This is a genomic window from Paradevosia shaoguanensis (genome assembly GCF_016801025.1).
GTDB classification, from domain to species: Bacteria; Pseudomonadota; Alphaproteobacteria; order Rhizobiales; family Devosiaceae; genus Paradevosia; species Paradevosia shaoguanensis.
The window spans coordinates 899,605-916,392 of the sequence record NZ_CP068983.1 but is presented as its reverse complement, the minus strand read 5'-3'; the positions used below and the strand labels follow the sequence as shown (position 1 = coordinate 916,392).

Sequence of the window (16,788 nt, the reverse complement as noted above, 5' to 3'; positions counted from 1 at the left end):
TTGCAGAACGTCCAGCAAACCGAGCTGCTCGTCGTCGCCACGCTCCTCCAGCTCATCGTAATCGTGGCGGCGGCGCGCCTGGCGGGCAATCTTGCGCGCCTCCTCGGCCAGCCGCGGGCGGTGGGCGAGATCGTTGCCGGGCTGCTGCTGGGGCCGTCGCTGCTCGGCCATTTCTGGCCTGATCTTTCGGCCGCCATCTTCGATCCCGTCGCTGCCACGCCCATGCTGGTGCTGAGCCAGATCGGGCTCATCTTCCTCATGTTCCAGCTCGGCTGCGATTTCGACTTCCGTCACCTGCGTCGCAGCCATAACAGCCGCGCTGTCGGTTATGTGGCGGCTGCCAGCATCATCGTGCCGACGCTTGCGGGCGCCGTTCTCGGGTGGTTCATCGCCCCGGTGCTGGCGCCAGAAATCGACCGGCTGGCCTTTTCGCTTTTCATCGGCGTGGCGCTCTGCATCACGGCGCTTCCCACCATGGGCCGCATCCTGCGCGAATACGGCCTCACGCGCGATGAGATCGGCGTCGTCGCCATCTCGGCCGCAGCCATCAACGATGTCACGGGCTGGGTACTGCTGGCGGGCGTCGCCGCTTACGCCGCTTCGAGCTTTTCACCGACGCATACCGCGCTGCAGGTAGGCGGTCTGATCGTGCTCATGCTCGTCCTCTTCTTCCTCGGCCGCCCGATCGCAGATTGGCTGCTCAAGCGCTGGCCGATCAAGGACGGCGAGATTTCCTCCAACCTCCTCGCCATCGTGCTGGCCGGCATTTTCCTCGCCGGCATTGCCACTGAGCGGCTTGGAGTCTTCACCATCTTCGGCGGCTTTCTCCTCGGCCTGCTCTTCCATAGGCACGAGGAATTCGCCCAGGCCTGGCGGCGGCAGATCGGCCAGTTCGTACTGGTCTTCTTCCTGCCGATCTTCTTCACCTATACGGGCCTGCGCACCAACGTCCTCGGCCTGACGACGCTCACCGACTGGGCCTGGTGCCTCTTGATCGTCGCGGTAGCGGTGCTGGCCAAGATCGTGCCGGTAACGCTGGCCGCGCGAGCAGCGGGCGTAAATCCGGCCAATGCCTCGACGCTTGGCGTGCTGATGAATACGCGGGCGCTCATGGAACTGATCGTGCTGAACCTGGGCCTCAGCCTGGGCATCATCCCGCCAAAGGTTTTCACCATGCTGGTAGTGATGGCGGTATGCACCACCGTGATGACGGCGCCGCTGCTGCGCATGTCGTTAAAAAAGGCAGGGAAGCCGGTGGAGCGGTTGACGGAGGCGTAAAGGCAAGCGCGGCGCTGGCGTTCTATCTCACCCCACCACCGGACTTCCCCGGCCGCAGAGCCGGGGCCCAGAAGTTCCGTGGTGGGGAAACTGGGGAAGTGCCGCGTCCCTAAACCTTCACCGCATGCGCCACGCGGTCTTCTTCGCCGAACACCCGCAGGTACCGCTCGATCTCGCGACGATCCCCGGTCGCCTTCTCGGGATTGTCCGAGAGTTTGACCGCCGGTCGCCCATTGGCCGAGGTCACCTTGCACACCAGCGAAATTGCCTTGAGCCCATTGGTCGGCACCGGCGCGCAACCCTCGAAATCATTGGTGAGGTTCGTGCCCCAGCCAAAGCTCATCCGCACGCGGCCCTCGAAATGCTCGTACGCCTCGATGATCATGTCGACGTCGAGCCCATCCGAGAAGATCAGCAGCTTTTCGCGCGGGTCCTTCCCCTTGGCCTTCCACCACGAAATGATCTTTTCGCCGCCCTCGATAGCCGGGGCGCTGTCGGGCCGGAACCCCGTCCAGTCCGCGACCCAATCGGGCGCGTCGCGCAGGAACGCCGCCGTGCCGAAGGCATCCGGGAGGACGATCAGCAGGTTCCCGCCGTAATAGCTGCGCCAGTCCTGCAGCACCTCGTAGGGCGCGGCGCGAAGGGCCTCGTCGCTCGTCGCCAGGGCTCCAAGCACCATCGGCAGCTCATGGGCATTGGTGCCAAGCGCCTCGAGGTCCGTATCCATGGCCAGCAGCACGTTCGAGGTGCCGGTAAAGCTCTCCCCGATCCCTTCCTTAAGGGCTTCCACGCACCAGCGTTGCCAGAGGAACGAATGCCGTCTGCGCGTGCCGAAATCGGAAATCTTGAGGTCCGGGAATTGCTTCAACCGCTCGGTCTTGGCCCACATCTTGGCCTTGGCCCGCGCGTAGAGCACGTCGAGCGCGAACGGCCCGAACTGCTTCATGGCCGCGCGCGAGCGCAATTCGTTGATGATGGCGAGCGCCGGGATTTCCCACATCGTGGTCTCGACCCAGCGGCCGGCAAAGGTCAGCTCATACTGCCCGTCGCGCTTGTGCAGCTCGTATTCGGGCAGCTGGAAGTTCTCCAGCCAGGCCAGGAATTCCGGCTCGAAAATCTGCTTGCGCCCGGCAAAGGTATTGCCGGCCAGCCAGATCATCTCTTTCTTGGAGAAGCGCAGCGTGCGCGCATGGTCGAGCTGCGCCCGCAATTCGCCTTCGTCGATCTCGTCGGCGAGCCGCACCGAGGTCGTGCGGTTGATCAGCGAGAACGTGGCGTTGACATGGGGGTAGAGCCCCCAGATCATCTGCAGCATCAGGAGCTTATAGAAATCCGTATCCAGTAGCGACCGGATGATCGGGTCCAGCTTCCAGGTGTGGTTGTAAACCCGCCTGGCGATATCGGTTCTGGTCATAATGCGTCCCAAAGCTGCGACGCATTAATTAAGGGGCTGGGCGGGGAAAAGCTAGGGCGGCGTGGTTTGCGGTGGTTCCGAGTGCTCTGCACCATTCCGGGTCCGCTACATTATTCCGCATCGTCGATACCATCCACGTCCTCTGCCCATCCCGCGTCACTACCCTCATTACTCGCCAAACCCACGGGACTTCCCCGGGCGAAGACCCGGGGCCTATTGCACCACTCCACCCGAGTGGAGCGACCCGTGGGCCCCGGCTCTGCGGCCGGGGAAGTGCAGTTGTGGGGAGGGTGAGGGGAAGGAGGAGAAGAAGAAGAGTGCAAAGGTGGTGTGCCGTCCAACACGCGCTCCCTCAGCTCCACCCCTGCCTTTGCTCCGGAAACGCGCCGGCGTCCCGGCGGAAATCGGACGGCGACATGCCTGCGATCTTCCGGAAGGATTTATTGAACGCGCTGAGCGAGCCGAAGCCGCTCTCCATCGCGATGTGCAGCACGTTCGCGTCCTCGCGCAGCAGCAGGGCCTGCGCGTAGGAGAGCCGGAGCAGGCTGACATATTCGTTGAGCGTCATCCCCGTCGAGCGCTTGAAGATGCTCATCGCATATTTCGGATGCAGGTCCGCCGCCGTGGCGATGTCGATCGAGTCGATGTCGTTGAGGAAATTCTGGGCGATGAAATCGCACATCTTGCCCACGGTGCGCGAGGACTGCACGTCGAACGCTTCGCTCGGCGCACCCTCCACGCTCTCCGAACTGCCCCCCAGCAGCGAAAACGGCTCGAAACGCACGCGTTCGAGCCGTAGCAGGAGTTCGTTGACCGCGTGCTGGGCCTTCACGCCATCGCCTGATCGCGCATAGGCGTTCCATCGCGCAAAATTGTGATCGTCCGACGCATCCGTCGCCTGGGTGAACAGCGTCGTGCCCTGCATCAATTGCTGGGGCACGTGCTCGGGCAGGCGCAGGCGGAAGAAGTGGATCAGCGGCAGGTGGGCGCCGGCATAGATGGCATCCTCCGAACGATCGTCCATCTGATGCGGCAGTCCGCCCCAGAACAGGCACATCTGCCCGGCCTGCAACGTCATTTCGTGGGTGTGCATGCGGTAATGCACCTCGCCGCGGACGATGAAATTGACTTCCACCTGTGCGTGCCAATGCGGCTTCACCATCACCAGCGGGGTGTTGTGGAACATCTGGAAACTGGTCGGCAGCCCTTCAACGCTACTGGCCCCGGGCTGGTAGATCGGGCGCACCTTACTTTCCGGCAACTCGACATTCCCTTTTGCGCGGACACACCGTTGGGACACGATAGTCTACCCATGCTCAACGAGCAAAGAAAAGGGAGGAACACTATGGAACGCACGCATTCGCGGTGGCGGAAGATGCTTGGTCTTGCGCTCGGCGTCAGCCTGCTGTCGATCAGCGCCGCTTCGGCCGCCGAACTCACGGTCTGGTGCTGGGACCCCAACTTCAACATCCCGGCCATGAAGGATGCCGGCGAGCGCTATACCAAGACGCATCCGGAAACCACCTTCAATATCAACAACATCTCGCAGGACGAGATCAACCAGAAGCTCCAGACCCAGCTCCTCGCGGGCGTGACCGATGGTCTGCCCGACATCGTGCTGGTCCAGGACGACAACATCCAGCGCTTCCTCCAATCGTTCCCCGGCGCCTTCGTGCCGCTGTCCGATTCCATCGATATGAGCAAGTTCGCGCAGTACAAGGTTGCCGCCGCGACCCTTGACGGCAAGTCCTACTCGCTGCCCTTCGACTCCGGCGTCGCGGGCCTCTTTTATCGTTCGGACTACCTCGAGCAGGCCGGCTACAAGCCCGAAGACCTCCAGGACATCACCTGGAACAAGCTGATCGAAATCGGCAAGGACGTGCTCGCCAAGACCGGCCACCAGCTCATCGACGTCGACTTCAACGACGATGGCATCATCATCATGATGATGCAGTCCGCCGGCCAGTGGTACCTCAAGAACGGCACCGAGCCGAATATCCTTGAGAACCCGGCCCTCAAGCAGGCGCTCACGACCTTCCAGGAGCTCAACAAGGCCGGCCTCGTCAAGCCGATCTCGAACTGGACCGACTATACCGGCGCCTTCACCTCCGGCGAAATCGCCATGGTTCCGCAGGGCGTCTGGATCACGGGCACGATCAAGTCCGTGCCTGAGCAGAAGGGCAAGTGGCGCGTGGCGCCGATGCCGGCTCTCGATGGCGTCGATGGGGCAACCCACTTCACCAATAATGGCGGTTCGAGCTGGTATGTGCTCGCTTCCTCCAAGAATGCCGCCGAAGCCTCCGACTTCCTCAAGACCGTCTGGGCCGAGGACGTCGATTTCTACCAGGGCATCCTGATCAACCAGGGCGCCGTGGGTTCGCTCCTCGCCGCGCGCGAAGGCGCCGCCTTCAAGGCCAGCGACGAGTTCTTCAACGGTGAACCTGTCTGGCAGAACTTCTCCGATTGGCTGGCCAAGGTTCCCGCCGTCGATTTCGGCACCTTCACGCCCGAAGCGCGCCTCGCCGTGCGGGCGCAGATGCCCGGCATCGCCTCGGGCGGCAACATCGATGACGCCCTCAAGGCTATCGACGCGCAGCTGCGCCAGCAGATGCAGTAATTCCGAACCCAGAAGGGGCGGGCTCCGGCCCGCCTCGTTCCGGCGCCTCCCGGCTGGCCCTGGCCATCCGGCGGTGCTGTCGTCCATGAATCGGAGGGGGCATGGCGCAGACACGTTTGGACCGTAGCGAGCAGATCAATGGCTGGGCATTCGTCATGCCGGCTCTGGTCCTCCTCGGCATCTTCATGATCTATCCCATCATCTGGTCGCTCTGGATGAGCTTCCAGGTCGGCCGTGGCGCCAATTTCTCGTTCGGGGGGCTGGCCAATATCCAGCGGCTCGCCAATGACGGATTGTTCGTCCAGGCGCTGACCAACACGTTCATCTTCTTCATCATCCAGGTGCCGATCATGATCGTCCTGGCGCTGCTCTTCGCGGTGGCGCTCAACGATTCGACGCTCAGGTTCAGGGGCCTGTTCAGGACGCTGCTGTTCCTGCCCTGCGTCACCTCGCTTATCGCCTATTCGTCGCTGTTCAAGTCGATGTTCTCGAACGATGGCATCATCAACCAGGCCCTGCTGACGCTCCATATCATCGGCGCACCCATTCCGTGGTTGAGCGATCCCTTCTGGGCCAAGGTCGTGATCATCGTCGCCATCACCTGGCGCTGGACCGGCTACAACATGATCTTCTACCTCGCCGCCCTCCAGAACGTGGACAAGTCGATCTACGAGGCCGCCCGCATCGACGGCGTTCCGGCCTGGGCCCGCTTCACCAGCATCACCATCCCGATGCTCAAGCCCGTGATCCTCTTCACCACGATCCTCTCGACCATCGGCACGCTGCAGCTCTTCGATGAAGTCAACAACATCACCCAGGGCAACCCGGCCAACGCCACGCTGACCCTGTCGCTCTACATCTACAACCTGACCTTCCGCATGATGCCCAGCTTCGGCTATTCGGCGACGGTCTCGTGGGTCATCGTCCTCATCGTGGCGGTGCTCAGCTTCATCCAGTTCATGATCGCCCGCGACCGCAGGAGGCCGTCATGAACTTCGCCCTGATACGGCGCGGTGGGATCTATCTCTTCCTCTCCGTCGCCGCGTTCCTCTCCGTCTTCCCGTTCTACTGGATGGCGGTGGGCGCCACCAACAAGTCCATCGACATCACCACCGGACAATTGTCCCCGGGCAGTAACCTTGTCGCCAACTTCCAGAGCCTGGCGGCCCAGGTCGATCTGGTGCGCATCTTCGGCAACTCGTTCTTCATTGCCATCATCTCGACCATTCTGACGCTGGCCGTCTCCTCGATCGCCGGTTACGGCTTTGAGATCTTCCGCTCGCGGATCCGAGAAAGGGTGTTTCAGCTGCTCCTGCTGCTGCTCTCCATCCCCTTCGCCGCGCTCATGGTGCCGCTGTTCGTGATGATCTCGCGAGCCTCGCTCACCAACACCTTCACCGCGGTCATCCTGCCGACCATCGCCTCGATCTTCATCATCTTCTACTTCCGTCAGGCGACGAAGGCTTTCCCCGGCGAGCTGCGCGACGCGGCCCGCGTCGACGGGCTCAAGGAATGGCAGATTTTCCTCTTCGTCTATCTGCCCACCATGCGCTCCACCTATGCGGCGGCGACCATCATCGTCTTCATGAATGCCTGGAACAATTACCTCTGGCCGCTGATCGTGCTGCAGACGCCCGAGAACAAGACCATCACCCTGGTCATCTCCGCGCTCACCGCAGCCTACGCGCCCGATTTCGGGGTGATCCTCCTGGCCACCGTGATGGCAACACTTCCAACCCTCGTCATCTTCTTCGTTTTGCAGCGGCAATTCGTGCAGGGGATGCTCGGTGCGGTCAAATAAGGGATACGCTTATGAGCAGCCTGAAACTGAAGGGCGTCCGTAAGTCCTTTGGCACCCTCGAAGTCATCAAGGGCGTCGACCTGGATATCAACGCCCGCGAATTCGTGGTCTTTGTCGGCCCCTCGGGCTGCGGCAAGTCCACGCTGCTGCGCATGATCGCCGGTCTTGAATCGACGACGTCCGGCGACATCGAGATCGGCGGCACCCGCGTCAACGAGGCCGACCCCTCCAAGCGCGGCATTGCCATGGTCTTCCAGTCCTATGCGCTCTATCCGCATATGACCGTGCGCGACAACATGGGCTTCGCCCTGCGTTTTGCCGGCAAGCCCAAGGCCGAGATCGCCCGCCAGGTCGGGGAGGCGGCGCGCATCCTTGAGCTGGAGCCGCTTCTCGACCGTCTCCCCAAGGAGCTTTCGGGCGGCCAGCGCCAGCGCGTCGCCATCGGCCGGGCCATCGTGCGCCATCCCGAGGTCTTCCTCTTCGATGAGCCGCTCTCCAACCTCGATGCCGAGCTGCGCGTCCACATGCGCATCGAGCTGGCCCGCCTTCACCGCGAGCTCAAGACCACCATGATCTACGTCACCCACGATCAGGTCGAGGCCATGACGCTGGCCGACAAGATCGTGGTCATGCGCAAGGGGGAGGTCGCCCAGGTCGGCACGCCGCTCCAGCTCTACGATGACCCGGACAATCTCTTCGTCGCCGGTTTCATCGGCTCGCCCCGGATGAACTTCTTCCAGGCCGAGGTGGTGGATTCAGGCAACGGCACCTTCGTCGCCCAGCTCGTCAACCAGGGCGGCGTTCGCCTCACCCGCTCGCTGTCCGGCCGGCTGCCGGCCAAGGGCGACAAGGTCACCATCGGCGTCCGGCCCGAGCATTTCGCCGATGCCGGCAAGGGCATCGCCGATATCGCCCTCAAGGTCGACGTCGCCGAGCACCTGGGTTCGACCACCTACATCTATGCCAATACCGCCGCGGGCGAGCAGGTCATCGTCGAACGCGAAGACCGTCATGCCGGCGACGACGACACCCTCACCGTCGCCGTCCCCGCCGACAGGGCACTCGTCTTCGACAGCGCTGGAAACCGTCTGCGCTGATCCCCGAAAAGCTTTCAAATTTTATCGATTGAAGAGGAATACCAAGTGACTTCCCAAACCCTGCGCTGGGGCATCATCGGGCCGGGTGCCATCGCCAAGGACTTTCGTCGTGGCGTACTGGACTCCCGCCTCGGCAAGCTCGAAGCCATCGCCACCCGCAATCCCGGCAAGGCCAGCCTTGCCCAGGATTTCCCGGAGGCCCGGATCCTGGATGGCTATGACGCCATCCTGAAGGACCCGAACGTCGACGCCGTCTATATCGCCACGCCCCATGTCGGCCATGCCGAATGGGCCATCAAGGCCGCCGAGGCCGGCAAGCACGTCCTCGTCGAAAAACCTTTTGCGCTCACGGCTTTCGAGGCCGATGCGGTCTTCCATGCCCATCGCAAGGCCGGCACCTTCGCGGGCGAAGCCTTCATGTACCGCCTGCATCCGCAGACGAAAAAGATCTACGATCTGGTCGCCTCCGGCGCCATCGGCGAAGTCCGTTCCATCAAGGCCAGCTTCGGCTTCCAGATGCCCGGCTTCATTCCGGATCACCGCCTCTTCGCCAGCGCCCTCGCCGGCGGCGGCATCCTCGATGTCGGCGGCTATCCGGTCTCCATGGCCCGCTTCATCGCCGGAGCCACTGTCGGCAAGCCCTTCCTCGATCCCGTCAAGGTATCGGGCATGGCGAACCTTAATGCCGAAGGCACCGACAACTGGGCCTCGGCGCTCCTGCAGTTCGAAACCGGCCTCATTGCCGAGGTGAGCTGCGCCGTCATGGCCAACCTCGACAACGTCCTGCGCATCATCGGCAGCGAGGGCCGTATCGAAGTCCCCGACTTCTGGTTCGCCAATGGCGACCGCGCTGGCGGGGAAGGGCGCATCGACATAATCAAGGGCGGCAAGACCGAGACCATCACCACCGGCAAGCAGCGCCACCTCTATTCCTTCGAGGCCGATGCTGCTGCCGAGGCCATCTTCGCCGGCAAGCAGCAATTCGACTCCCCCGGCATGAGCTGGGCCGATACGCTCGGCAACCTGCGCGTCCTCGACAAGTGGCGCGCCGATGCCGGCATCGAATTCAGCGTCGAAAAGGCCGCCAACCGCAAACTCACCCTCTCGGGCCGCCCGCTCAAGTCCGGCGGCACCAAGGTGCCCAAGCGCAAGCTCGCCGGCCTCGGCAAGGATCTCTCGGTCGTCGCCCTCGGCTTTGAGGACTTCCGCACCTTCTCCTCGGGCGCCATCCTGCTCGATGCCTTCTACGAGGCGGGCGGCAATCTCTTCGATACCGGCTGGGTCTATGGCTCGGGCTATACCGAAAAGCTGCTCGGCGAATGGCTGACCAATCGCGGCGTGCGTGAGCAATCCGTCGTCATCGGCAAGGGCGCGCATTCCCCGCTCTGCTATCCGGACGTCATCGGCAAGCAGCTGACGCAGACGCTCGATCGCCTCCAGACCGACTATGTCGACGTCTACTTCATGCACCGCGACAACCTGGATGTCCCGGTGGGCGAATTCGTCGACGCCATGGATGCCGAAGTGAAGAAGGGCCGCATCCGCGGCATCTTCGGCGGCTCCAACTGGACGCGCGAGCGGTTCGACGAGGCTGTCGCCTATGCCGAAAAGAACGGCAAGCAGAAGCCGGGCGCGCTCTCGAACAACTTCGCCCTCGCCGAAATGCAGGACGTCATCTGGGATGGGTGCATCTCGTCCTCGGACGATGCGTGGAAGGAATGGTTCCTGTCCCGCCAGGTGCCGAACTTCGCCTGGTCCAGCCAGGGCCGCGGCTTCTTCACCGACCGCGCCGGCCGCGACAAGCGTGACAACGCCGAGCTGGTCCGCGTCTGGTACTCGGACAAGAACTTCTGCCGCCGCGACCGCGCCATCGAGCTGGCCGGAAAACTCGGCAAGAGCCCCATCCACGTGGCCCTCGCCTATGTCCTTCACCAGCCGTTCCCGGTCGTGCCCCTGATCGGCCCGCGCACCCTGGGCGAACTCGACGACAGCCTCAAGGCGCTCGACATCAACCTCACCCCCGAACAGGTGAAGTGGCTGGAAGCCTGACCAGAAACGCTTCCCTCCCCCTTGCGGGAGGAACCGAGGGGAGGTCGGCAACAAGCCCTGCGCCTGTGGCCTACCCCCCTCCCGGCCTCCCCCGCAAGGGGGGGAGGTGTTTCGATCCAGTTGCTTGAACGCTGATAGACCCACAACCACGATCAGCACCTCCCCCTTGCGGGGGAGGCCGGGAGGGGGAGCCGCGAACTCAAAACCCGGCCCCCTCACTCCACCCTCCCCCGCACTTCCCCAGGCGAAGACCCGGGTGAAGTGTCGTGCTTACGCTACCGAAGCGTCTCCCGCTCCAGCGCCAACCGCCGAACCTCCACACTCTCCCCGCGCGAAACCGACTCCCGCCACACCGTCTCCACCACCGAAAATCCCAGCTTCTCCAGCACCCGCCCCGACGCCTCATTATCCACAGCGTGTCCGGCCCTGATCCGCCGCAGCCCGGCCACATCAAACCCGAACCGCACCACCGCGCTTCCCGCCTCGAACGCGAACCCCTGTCCCCAGCTCGCCCGCTCGAACCAATAGCCGAGCTCCCCCTCGCCATCGGCGACCCCGTCTATGTCGACGATCCCGATCACACGCCCGTCGCGCTCCACCGCGAAGCGATAGGCCCGGCCGTCCCGCCATTCCCGCTCATGCTCCCCGAACCACGCCGCCATAGCCGCCCGTTCCGGCGGAAAGGTCGCCCGGCTGAGCATGCGCGCCACCTCCCAGTCCGAGCGGATGGCAAAAGCCCGTTCCGTGTCCCCGGCCACGCTCGGGCGGAGCACCAGGCGTTCGGTCGCGATCGGCTGCCGCGAGGGCGGGTTGGGCATGTTCAACGCACGCGTCCTGTGTTTAGCTTGGGAAAATCCGCTGTCCTGCCCATGGCTTGGACCGCGGTGCCTATCGACTTGGAGACCCTAATGCCCGGCGAGCAAAAGCTCACCCCCTTCGAGCGCATCACCCAGGCCGTGCAGGCCCAGATCCCGATCGTGCGCGCCATGGAGCGTGAACTGGGCAAGGAGCGCGCCCACCAGCTCGTGCGCGAAGCTCTCGACGCCGCCAACCGCAAGGCCGTCGCCGCCCGCGGGAGCCTCCTTGATATCCCGACCCTCGATGCGGAATTTGCCGGGTTTGGCGAAGGCATCCGCTACGAATTCGAGACCGTTGAGAAGACCGACACGCTGCTGCGCAACAGCGTCAGCCATTGCGACTATGCCGAGTTCATGGAGCAGATCGGTGCCCGCGACCTTGGCACGCTCCTCATCTGCGACAGCGACTTCGCCATGGCCGACGAGCTCGGCCTCAAGCTTGAACGCACCAAGACCTGCATGGCGGGCGATGGCGAGTGCAACTTCTGCTACCACGTCAAAGGCGCCTGATACGCCTCTATCGGCGTTCGCCTAGAGCGTTTTCAGGAAAAGTGGCCACCACTTTTCCGGTTCGAAAACGCGACCAATAAAAGAGTTAGAGTTCGTTCGGCGTTTCAACGAAACGGTGAACGGCTCTAGGGCAACAGCGCCGGATCGACCAGCGCGCCCTTGTGGCCGATGACGACGCCCGCCACCTGATGCGCCCGCGCCATGGCCTCTGCCACATCGGCTCCATTGAGCCGCGCCGAAAGGTAGCCGCCATTGAAGGAATCCCCGGCGCCCGTGGCGTCCACCACCTTGGCGCCCGGCTGTGGCGACACGGTTTCGCGCAGCCCCTGTGTCGCGCCAAGCGCGGCCTTGGCCCCATCCTTGACCACGACCTCGGCCACGCCAGCGTCCAGATAACGCTGCGCCGTCGCCTCGGCGTCCTTGTCCCCGAAAAGCGGGGCCTCGTCCGAATGGGTCGGCAGCACGATATCGGCGACGGTCGCCGCCGCCATGATGCAGGCCTGCATGGCGCGCGGCCCGCTCCACAGCGCCGGCCGCAGATTGGGGTCGAACGCCACGCGTGCACCCGCATCGCGCGCCTTGACGATGGCCTTGAGCAACCGCCCCCGCATGCGCGGCGCCAGGATCGCGACGCTTATGCCGGAGAAATAGATGAAATCGGCCCCCATCAGCGCCGTCTCGACCTTCTCGCGGTCCTCCATCATCAGCTTGGCCGCCGATGTGTCGCGCCAATAGGTGAAGTGCCGGTCCCCATGCGCCTGGTGGATGAGATAGAGCCCGGGCCGCTTGCTCGGGATTGTCTGGATGTGCCCGGTGCCGATGCCGGCCTGGCCCATGAACTCGCGCATCTGCCCGGAATAAAGGTCGTCGCCCAAAGCCGTGACATAGTCGACCGACCAGTCATTGCCGAGCAGGGCATTGGCGTACCAGGCCGTGTTGAGCGTATCTCCCGCAAACCCGAACTTGTATTGCCCGCCTTCGCCGCCCGACATTTCGAGCATGCATTCGCCGATGCTGACAAAGCGTTTGGCCACGGATTCGCTCCCCTAACTGATGGTGAGACTTATGCCGGGGATGGGCCGGAGGGGCAACTGGGGAGGAGCTGCCGCTCCTCCTAAAGCCGCCCCTCATAGGCCTTGTCGAACATCGCCAGGGCCAGCTCCCGCGTCAGCGTCACCGGATTGCCGCCCGCCGTCGGGTCGACGATCGCCATGTCGCCGATGACGTCGCGCTTGTCCGAGGTCACGCCGAAATCCTTGAGCGCATGCGGCACGTCGAGGCGTTGCCGCAGCGCCAGAACGGCGTTGAGGAAGGCCTCAAAGCTCGGCGGCAGCCCGCAATAGGCCGCCAGCCGAGCGATCCGCGCCTCGATGGCTTCGCGATTGGCAATCAGCACATAGGGCATGAACACGGCATTGGTCATGCCGTGATGTGTGTCGAACAGCGCTCCAACCGGGTGCGACAGCGCGTGGATGGCGCCCAGCCCCTTCTGGAACGCCGCCGCGCCCATGGCCGCCGCGCTCATCATATGCCCACGCGCCTCGATGTCATTGGGGTTGGCCGCCACCTTGGGCAGGTTCTCGAGCACCAGCCGGATGCCTTCCACGGCAATGCCGTCCGCCAGCGGATGGTAGCCGGGCGCGCAATAGGCTTCGAGGCAATGCGCCAGTGCGTCGAACCCGGTGCCCACCGTGATGAAGGCGGGCATGCCCACTGTCAGCTCCGGATCGGCGATGACGATTTTCGGCATCATCAGCGGATGGAAGATCACCTTCTTGGTGTGCGTCCGCTCGTCGGTGATGACGCCGGCGCGGCCCACTTCCGAGCCAGTGCCTGCCGTGGTCGGCACTGCCACGATGGGAAAGATCCCCTTGGGGTCGGCGCGTGTCCACCAGTCCCCGATATCCTCGAAATCCCAGACCGGCCGTGTCTGCCCGGCCATGAAGGCGATGACCTTGCCCGTATCGAGCCCCGAGCCGCCGCCGAAGGCGATGACGCCGTCATGGCGGCCCTTGCGCAGCACTTCGATGCCGGCATTGACGTTGGCCGCGATCGGGTTGGGCTTGACGTCCGAGAACACTTCCACCGGGATGCCGGCATCCTTGAGGATCTGCACCACGCGCGCCGTCACCGGCAGGTTGGCGAGGCCCGCATCTGTCACCAGCAGCGGCTTGCTGATCCCTGCGGCCTTGAGGGCCTCCGGCAGCTCTGCGATGCGGCCAGCGCCGAAACGCACGGAAGTCGGGTAGTTCCAATTGGCTTTGGTCGTCATCGAAAGTCTCTCAGATGTGCCGCAGATGGAAGGATTTGGGTTGGGTGAGATTGGCATAGCCGATCTCGGAAAGCGCGCCGCCCTTGCCGGTGTCCTTGACGCCGGTCCAGACCAGGGCAGGGTCGAGATAGTCGCAGCGATTGGCGAAGACCGTGCCGGTCTCCACTTTAGCGCCGATCCGCGCCGCCGCGTCGATGTCGCGCGTCCAGATTGAGGCGGTGAGCCCGTAGGGGCTGTCGTTCATCAGCGTAATGGCCTCGGCGTCGTCCTTGACCTTCATGATGCCCACGATCGGCCCGAAGCTCTCCTCGCGCATCACCGCCATCTGGTGGTTGACGTTGGTCAGCACTTCGGGCGCGAGATAGGGCGAGCCGGCCTTGTCCAGCGCGTGCCGCGTGCCCAGATGCGCCGTGGCGCCCTTGCGCAGGGCCTCTTCCTTCTGGCCGCGTACGGCATCGGCGAATTGCGGCCGCGCCATCGGCCCGACAATGGTGCTTTCCTCAAGCGGATTGCCCAGCGTCCAGCCGCGCGCATTGTCTATGAAGCCCTCGACGAAGGCGTCATAGACGCCCTCATGCACATAGATGCGCTCGACCCCGCAACAGCTCTGCCCGGAATTGAAGAACGAGCCATCCACAAGGTTTTCGACCGAGTGGGCCAGGTCCGCATCCTCGCGCACATAGGCCGGGTCCTTGCCGCCCAGCTCGAGCCCAAGCGTGGCGAACGTCCCGGCCGCCGCCCTCTCGATCCGCCGTCCACCCTCGACCGACCCGGTGAAGTTGATGTGGTCGATGGCGCCCGAACCGATCAGCTTTTCGGTGTCGCCATGGCTCATGACGAGGTTCTGGAAAAGCCCCTCGGGCAGCCCGGCGCGCCGCGCCGCCTCGGCGAAGCGCTCGCCGACCAGCAGCGTCTGGCTGGCGTGCTTGAGCAGGATCGCATTGCCCGCCATCAGGCCCGGCACGATGGAATTGACGGCGGTGAGATAGGGGTAGTTCCAGGGCGCGATCACCATTACCAGCCCCAGCGGCTCGCGGGTGATGGTGCGGGTGAACCCCTCCTTGCCGCCCTTGATCGAGGGAGCCAAAGCCTCCTCGGCAATCGAGATCATGTAGCGCGACCGCTCCTCGACCCCGCGCTTTTCTCCCCCGAACCGGATGGGTCGGCCCATCTGCCAGGCGAGCTCGGGCACGATCTCGTCGTTCATGCCCACCAGCGCATCGACAAAATGCGTCATGACCTTGGCCCGCTCGGCGATGGTCACCTCGCCCCAGGCATTCTTGCCGGCCCTGGCGCGCACGACTGCCGCCTCGATCTCCGCCGCGCTCGCCACCGGTCGCTCTGCATAGACGGAGCCATCGATGGGCGAGATGATCTTGACCGTATCGGTCATGGAAAAGTCCCCTGCTTGTCACGAAAGGGCGCGCAGCCGCGCGCCCGTCTTTGGCTTGAGTGTAGCTGCGCCTGCCGCGCTGCCTAGGTGCGCTCGAACCCGCGCTTCAACTCCCAATCGGTCACCCGGCGATCATACTCGAACTGCTCCCATTCGGCCGTGTGCACGTAATGGGCGATGACGTCCTCGCCGAACGCCTCCTTGAGCATCTTCGATTTGCGCAGGGATTCGGTGGCATCGCGCAGGGTTTTGGGGACTTCGCGCAGGCGCTTGCCGTCATAGGCGTCGCCCGAATAGGCGGGCTCGAGCGCCAGTTCCTTTTCGATGCCGTCGATGCCCGCAGCCAGCAGGGCCGCGAAAGCGAGATAGGGGTTGAGGTCCGCACCCCCGATCCGGCACTCGATGCGAATGCCCTTGGTGTCCTCGCCGCAGAGGCGAAAGCCGGCCGTGCGGTTGTCGCGGCTCCAGATCGCCTTGGTGGGAGCGAAGGTGCCGACCTGGAAGCGCTTGTAGGAGTTGATGTAGGGCGCCAGGAAATAGGTGATCTCCTGGGCATGGGCGAGCTGTCCGGCCACGAAATGCTTCATGAGCGGGCTCATGCCAAATTCGGCCTTCTCGTCGAGGAAAGCCGGCTTGCCGTTTCGCGCCAGCGACATGTGAATGTGGCTGGAAGAGCCGGCCAGCGAATAGTCCCACTTGGACATGAAGGTCACGGCCTTGCCTTGTCCGTGGGCAATCTCCTTGATGGCGTTCTTGAGCACCACGTGCCGGTCGGCCATGGTCAGCGCCTCGGCATAGCGGACGTTGATCTCTTCCTGGCCCGGGCCCCATTCGCCCTTGGAATTCTCGACCGGGATGCCCGAGGCCTGCAGCTGGTTGCGCACCAGCCGCATCACGCCCTCTTCCTTGGTGGTCTGGAAGATGTGGTAGTCCTCGATGTAATAGCCGGCGGTGGTGAGGTTCCGGTACCCCTTCTCGTACGCCCCGCGGAAGGTCTCGTCGAACAGGTAGAATTCGAGCTCGGAGGCGAAATTGGCGGTGAAGCCCATCTTCTCGAGCCGGGCCAGCTGTCCCTTGAGGATGGCGCGCGGCGAGTGCGGAATGGGCTGGTGGTGGTGGTGGTCGACAAGGTCGGCCAGGATGATCGCCGTGCCGTCCAGCCACGCCGCCTTCATCAGCGTCGAGACATCCGGCTTCATGACGAAATCGCCATAGCCCTTTGCCCAATTGGCCGCCTGGTAGCCGGGCACCGGCTCCATGTCGATGTCGTTTGCGAGCAGGTAGTCGCAGCCATGCGTCTCGTCGATCGCGCCATCGAGGAAGAACTGCGCCTGGAAGCGCTTGCCGATCAGCCGCCCCTGCATGTCTGGGAAGGCGACGAGCACCGTGTCGATCAGGCCCTTGGAAACGTCCGATTTCAGCGCGTCGAGCGAATAGGCTCCGGCCATGGCATTGGCTCCCTTTTCTTGTCATTGCCTTGGAATGGAGGGCCGCGGGAAA

At 63.9% G+C, this 16,788-nt stretch carries 14 protein-coding genes; 7 read left to right on the top strand and 7 right to left on the bottom strand.

Features of this window, described 5'->3' with window-relative positions:
* The gene (locus tag JNE37_RS04220) at nucleotides 1-1,278 is read left to right on the top strand and encodes a cation:proton antiporter (protein WP_203065412.1); all 1,278 of its coding nucleotides are present in this window, start codon (nucleotides 1-3) and stop codon (nucleotides 1,276-1,278) included.
* A gap of 109 nt (nucleotides 1,279-1,387) precedes the next feature.
* Here the strand turns inward: JNE37_RS04220 and pncB are convergent, their stop codons facing one another.
* Together pncB and JNE37_RS04210 are read right to left on the bottom strand one after the other, a co-directional pair.
* Nucleotides 1,388-2,692 (bottom strand): nicotinate phosphoribosyltransferase, encoded by a 1,305-nt coding sequence (gene pncB, locus JNE37_RS04215; RefSeq protein ID WP_035032119.1) that lies wholly within the window; start codon nucleotides 2,690-2,692, stop codon nucleotides 1,388-1,390.
* A gap of 352 nt (nucleotides 2,693-3,044) precedes the next feature.
* On the bottom strand, nucleotides 3,045-3,953 hold the full coding sequence (locus JNE37_RS04210; RefSeq protein ID WP_035032117.1) for a helix-turn-helix domain-containing protein: 909 nt from the start codon (nucleotides 3,951-3,953) through the stop codon (nucleotides 3,045-3,047).
* An 84-nt stretch (nucleotides 3,954-4,037) separates the two neighbouring features.
* On the opposite strand from JNE37_RS04210, the gene JNE37_RS04205 reads away from it, so the two are divergent.
* The 5 genes from JNE37_RS04205 to JNE37_RS04185 all read left to right on the top strand — a co-directional run bounded on the left by JNE37_RS04205 (nucleotide 4,038) and on the right by JNE37_RS04185 (nucleotide 10,256).
* Nucleotides 4,038-5,309 carry an ABC transporter substrate-binding protein gene (locus JNE37_RS04205; protein WP_203065411.1) on the top strand — a complete coding sequence of 424 codons (1,272 nt, stop codon included), beginning with the start codon at nucleotides 4,038-4,040 and terminating at the stop codon, nucleotides 5,307-5,309.
* Between the two features lie 101 nt (nucleotides 5,310-5,410).
* Nucleotides 5,411-6,301, top strand: coding sequence for a carbohydrate ABC transporter permease (locus JNE37_RS04200; RefSeq protein ID WP_035091700.1), 891 nt, complete (start codon nucleotides 5,411-5,413; stop codon nucleotides 6,299-6,301).
* Complete coding sequence (locus tag JNE37_RS04195; RefSeq protein ID WP_203065410.1) at nucleotides 6,298-7,110, top strand: carbohydrate ABC transporter permease; 813 nt, start codon at nucleotides 6,298-6,300, stop codon at nucleotides 7,108-7,110. The genes JNE37_RS04200 and JNE37_RS04195 overlap by 4 nt, the downstream gene beginning before the upstream one ends.
* A gap of 11 nt (nucleotides 7,111-7,121) precedes the next feature.
* Nucleotides 7,122-8,207 carry an ABC transporter ATP-binding protein gene (locus JNE37_RS04190; protein WP_203065409.1) on the top strand — a complete coding sequence of 362 codons (1,086 nt, stop codon included), beginning with the start codon at nucleotides 7,122-7,124 and terminating at the stop codon, nucleotides 8,205-8,207.
* A 45-nt stretch (nucleotides 8,208-8,252) separates the two neighbouring features.
* Nucleotides 8,253-10,256, top strand: coding sequence for an aldo/keto reductase (locus JNE37_RS04185; protein WP_203065408.1), 2,004 nt, complete (start codon nucleotides 8,253-8,255; stop codon nucleotides 10,254-10,256).
* A 275-nt stretch (nucleotides 10,257-10,531) separates the two neighbouring features.
* On the opposite strand, the gene JNE37_RS04180 is transcribed toward JNE37_RS04185, so the two are convergent.
* Nucleotides 10,532-11,074, bottom strand: a complete 543-nt coding sequence (locus tag JNE37_RS04180; protein ID WP_203066313.1) for a GNAT family N-acetyltransferase — start codon at nucleotides 11,072-11,074, stop codon at nucleotides 10,532-10,534.
* A gap of 90 nt (nucleotides 11,075-11,164) precedes the next feature.
* Here JNE37_RS04180 and JNE37_RS04175 point away from each other — a divergent pair, with 90 nt between their 5' ends.
* On the top strand, nucleotides 11,165-11,623 hold the full coding sequence (locus JNE37_RS04175; RefSeq protein ID WP_203065407.1) for an L-2-amino-thiazoline-4-carboxylic acid hydrolase: 459 nt from the start codon (nucleotides 11,165-11,167) through the stop codon (nucleotides 11,621-11,623).
* A gap of 125 nt (nucleotides 11,624-11,748) precedes the next feature.
* Here JNE37_RS04175 and JNE37_RS04170 read toward each other — a convergent pair whose 3' ends face one another.
* The 4 genes from JNE37_RS04170 to JNE37_RS04155 form a co-directional block, all read right to left on the bottom strand.
* Nucleotides 11,749-12,657 (bottom strand): sugar kinase, encoded by a 909-nt coding sequence (locus JNE37_RS04170; protein WP_203065406.1) that lies wholly within the window; start codon nucleotides 12,655-12,657, stop codon nucleotides 11,749-11,751.
* 80 nt (nucleotides 12,658-12,737) lie between these two features.
* Entirely contained in the window at nucleotides 12,738-13,895 is a 1,158-nt protein-coding gene (locus JNE37_RS04165; RefSeq protein ID WP_203065405.1) for an iron-containing alcohol dehydrogenase, read from the bottom strand.
* Nucleotides 13,896-13,905: 10 nt separating this feature from the next.
* On the bottom strand, nucleotides 13,906-15,288 hold the full coding sequence (locus JNE37_RS04160) for an aldehyde dehydrogenase family protein (protein ID WP_203065404.1): 1,383 nt from the start codon (nucleotides 15,286-15,288) through the stop codon (nucleotides 13,906-13,908).
* Nucleotides 15,289-15,371: 83 nt separating this feature from the next.
* Nucleotides 15,372-16,736, bottom strand: coding sequence for a glutamine synthetase family protein (locus JNE37_RS04155; RefSeq protein ID WP_203065403.1), 1,365 nt, complete (start codon nucleotides 16,734-16,736; stop codon nucleotides 15,372-15,374).
* Nucleotides 16,737-16,788: the final 52 nt, after the last annotated feature.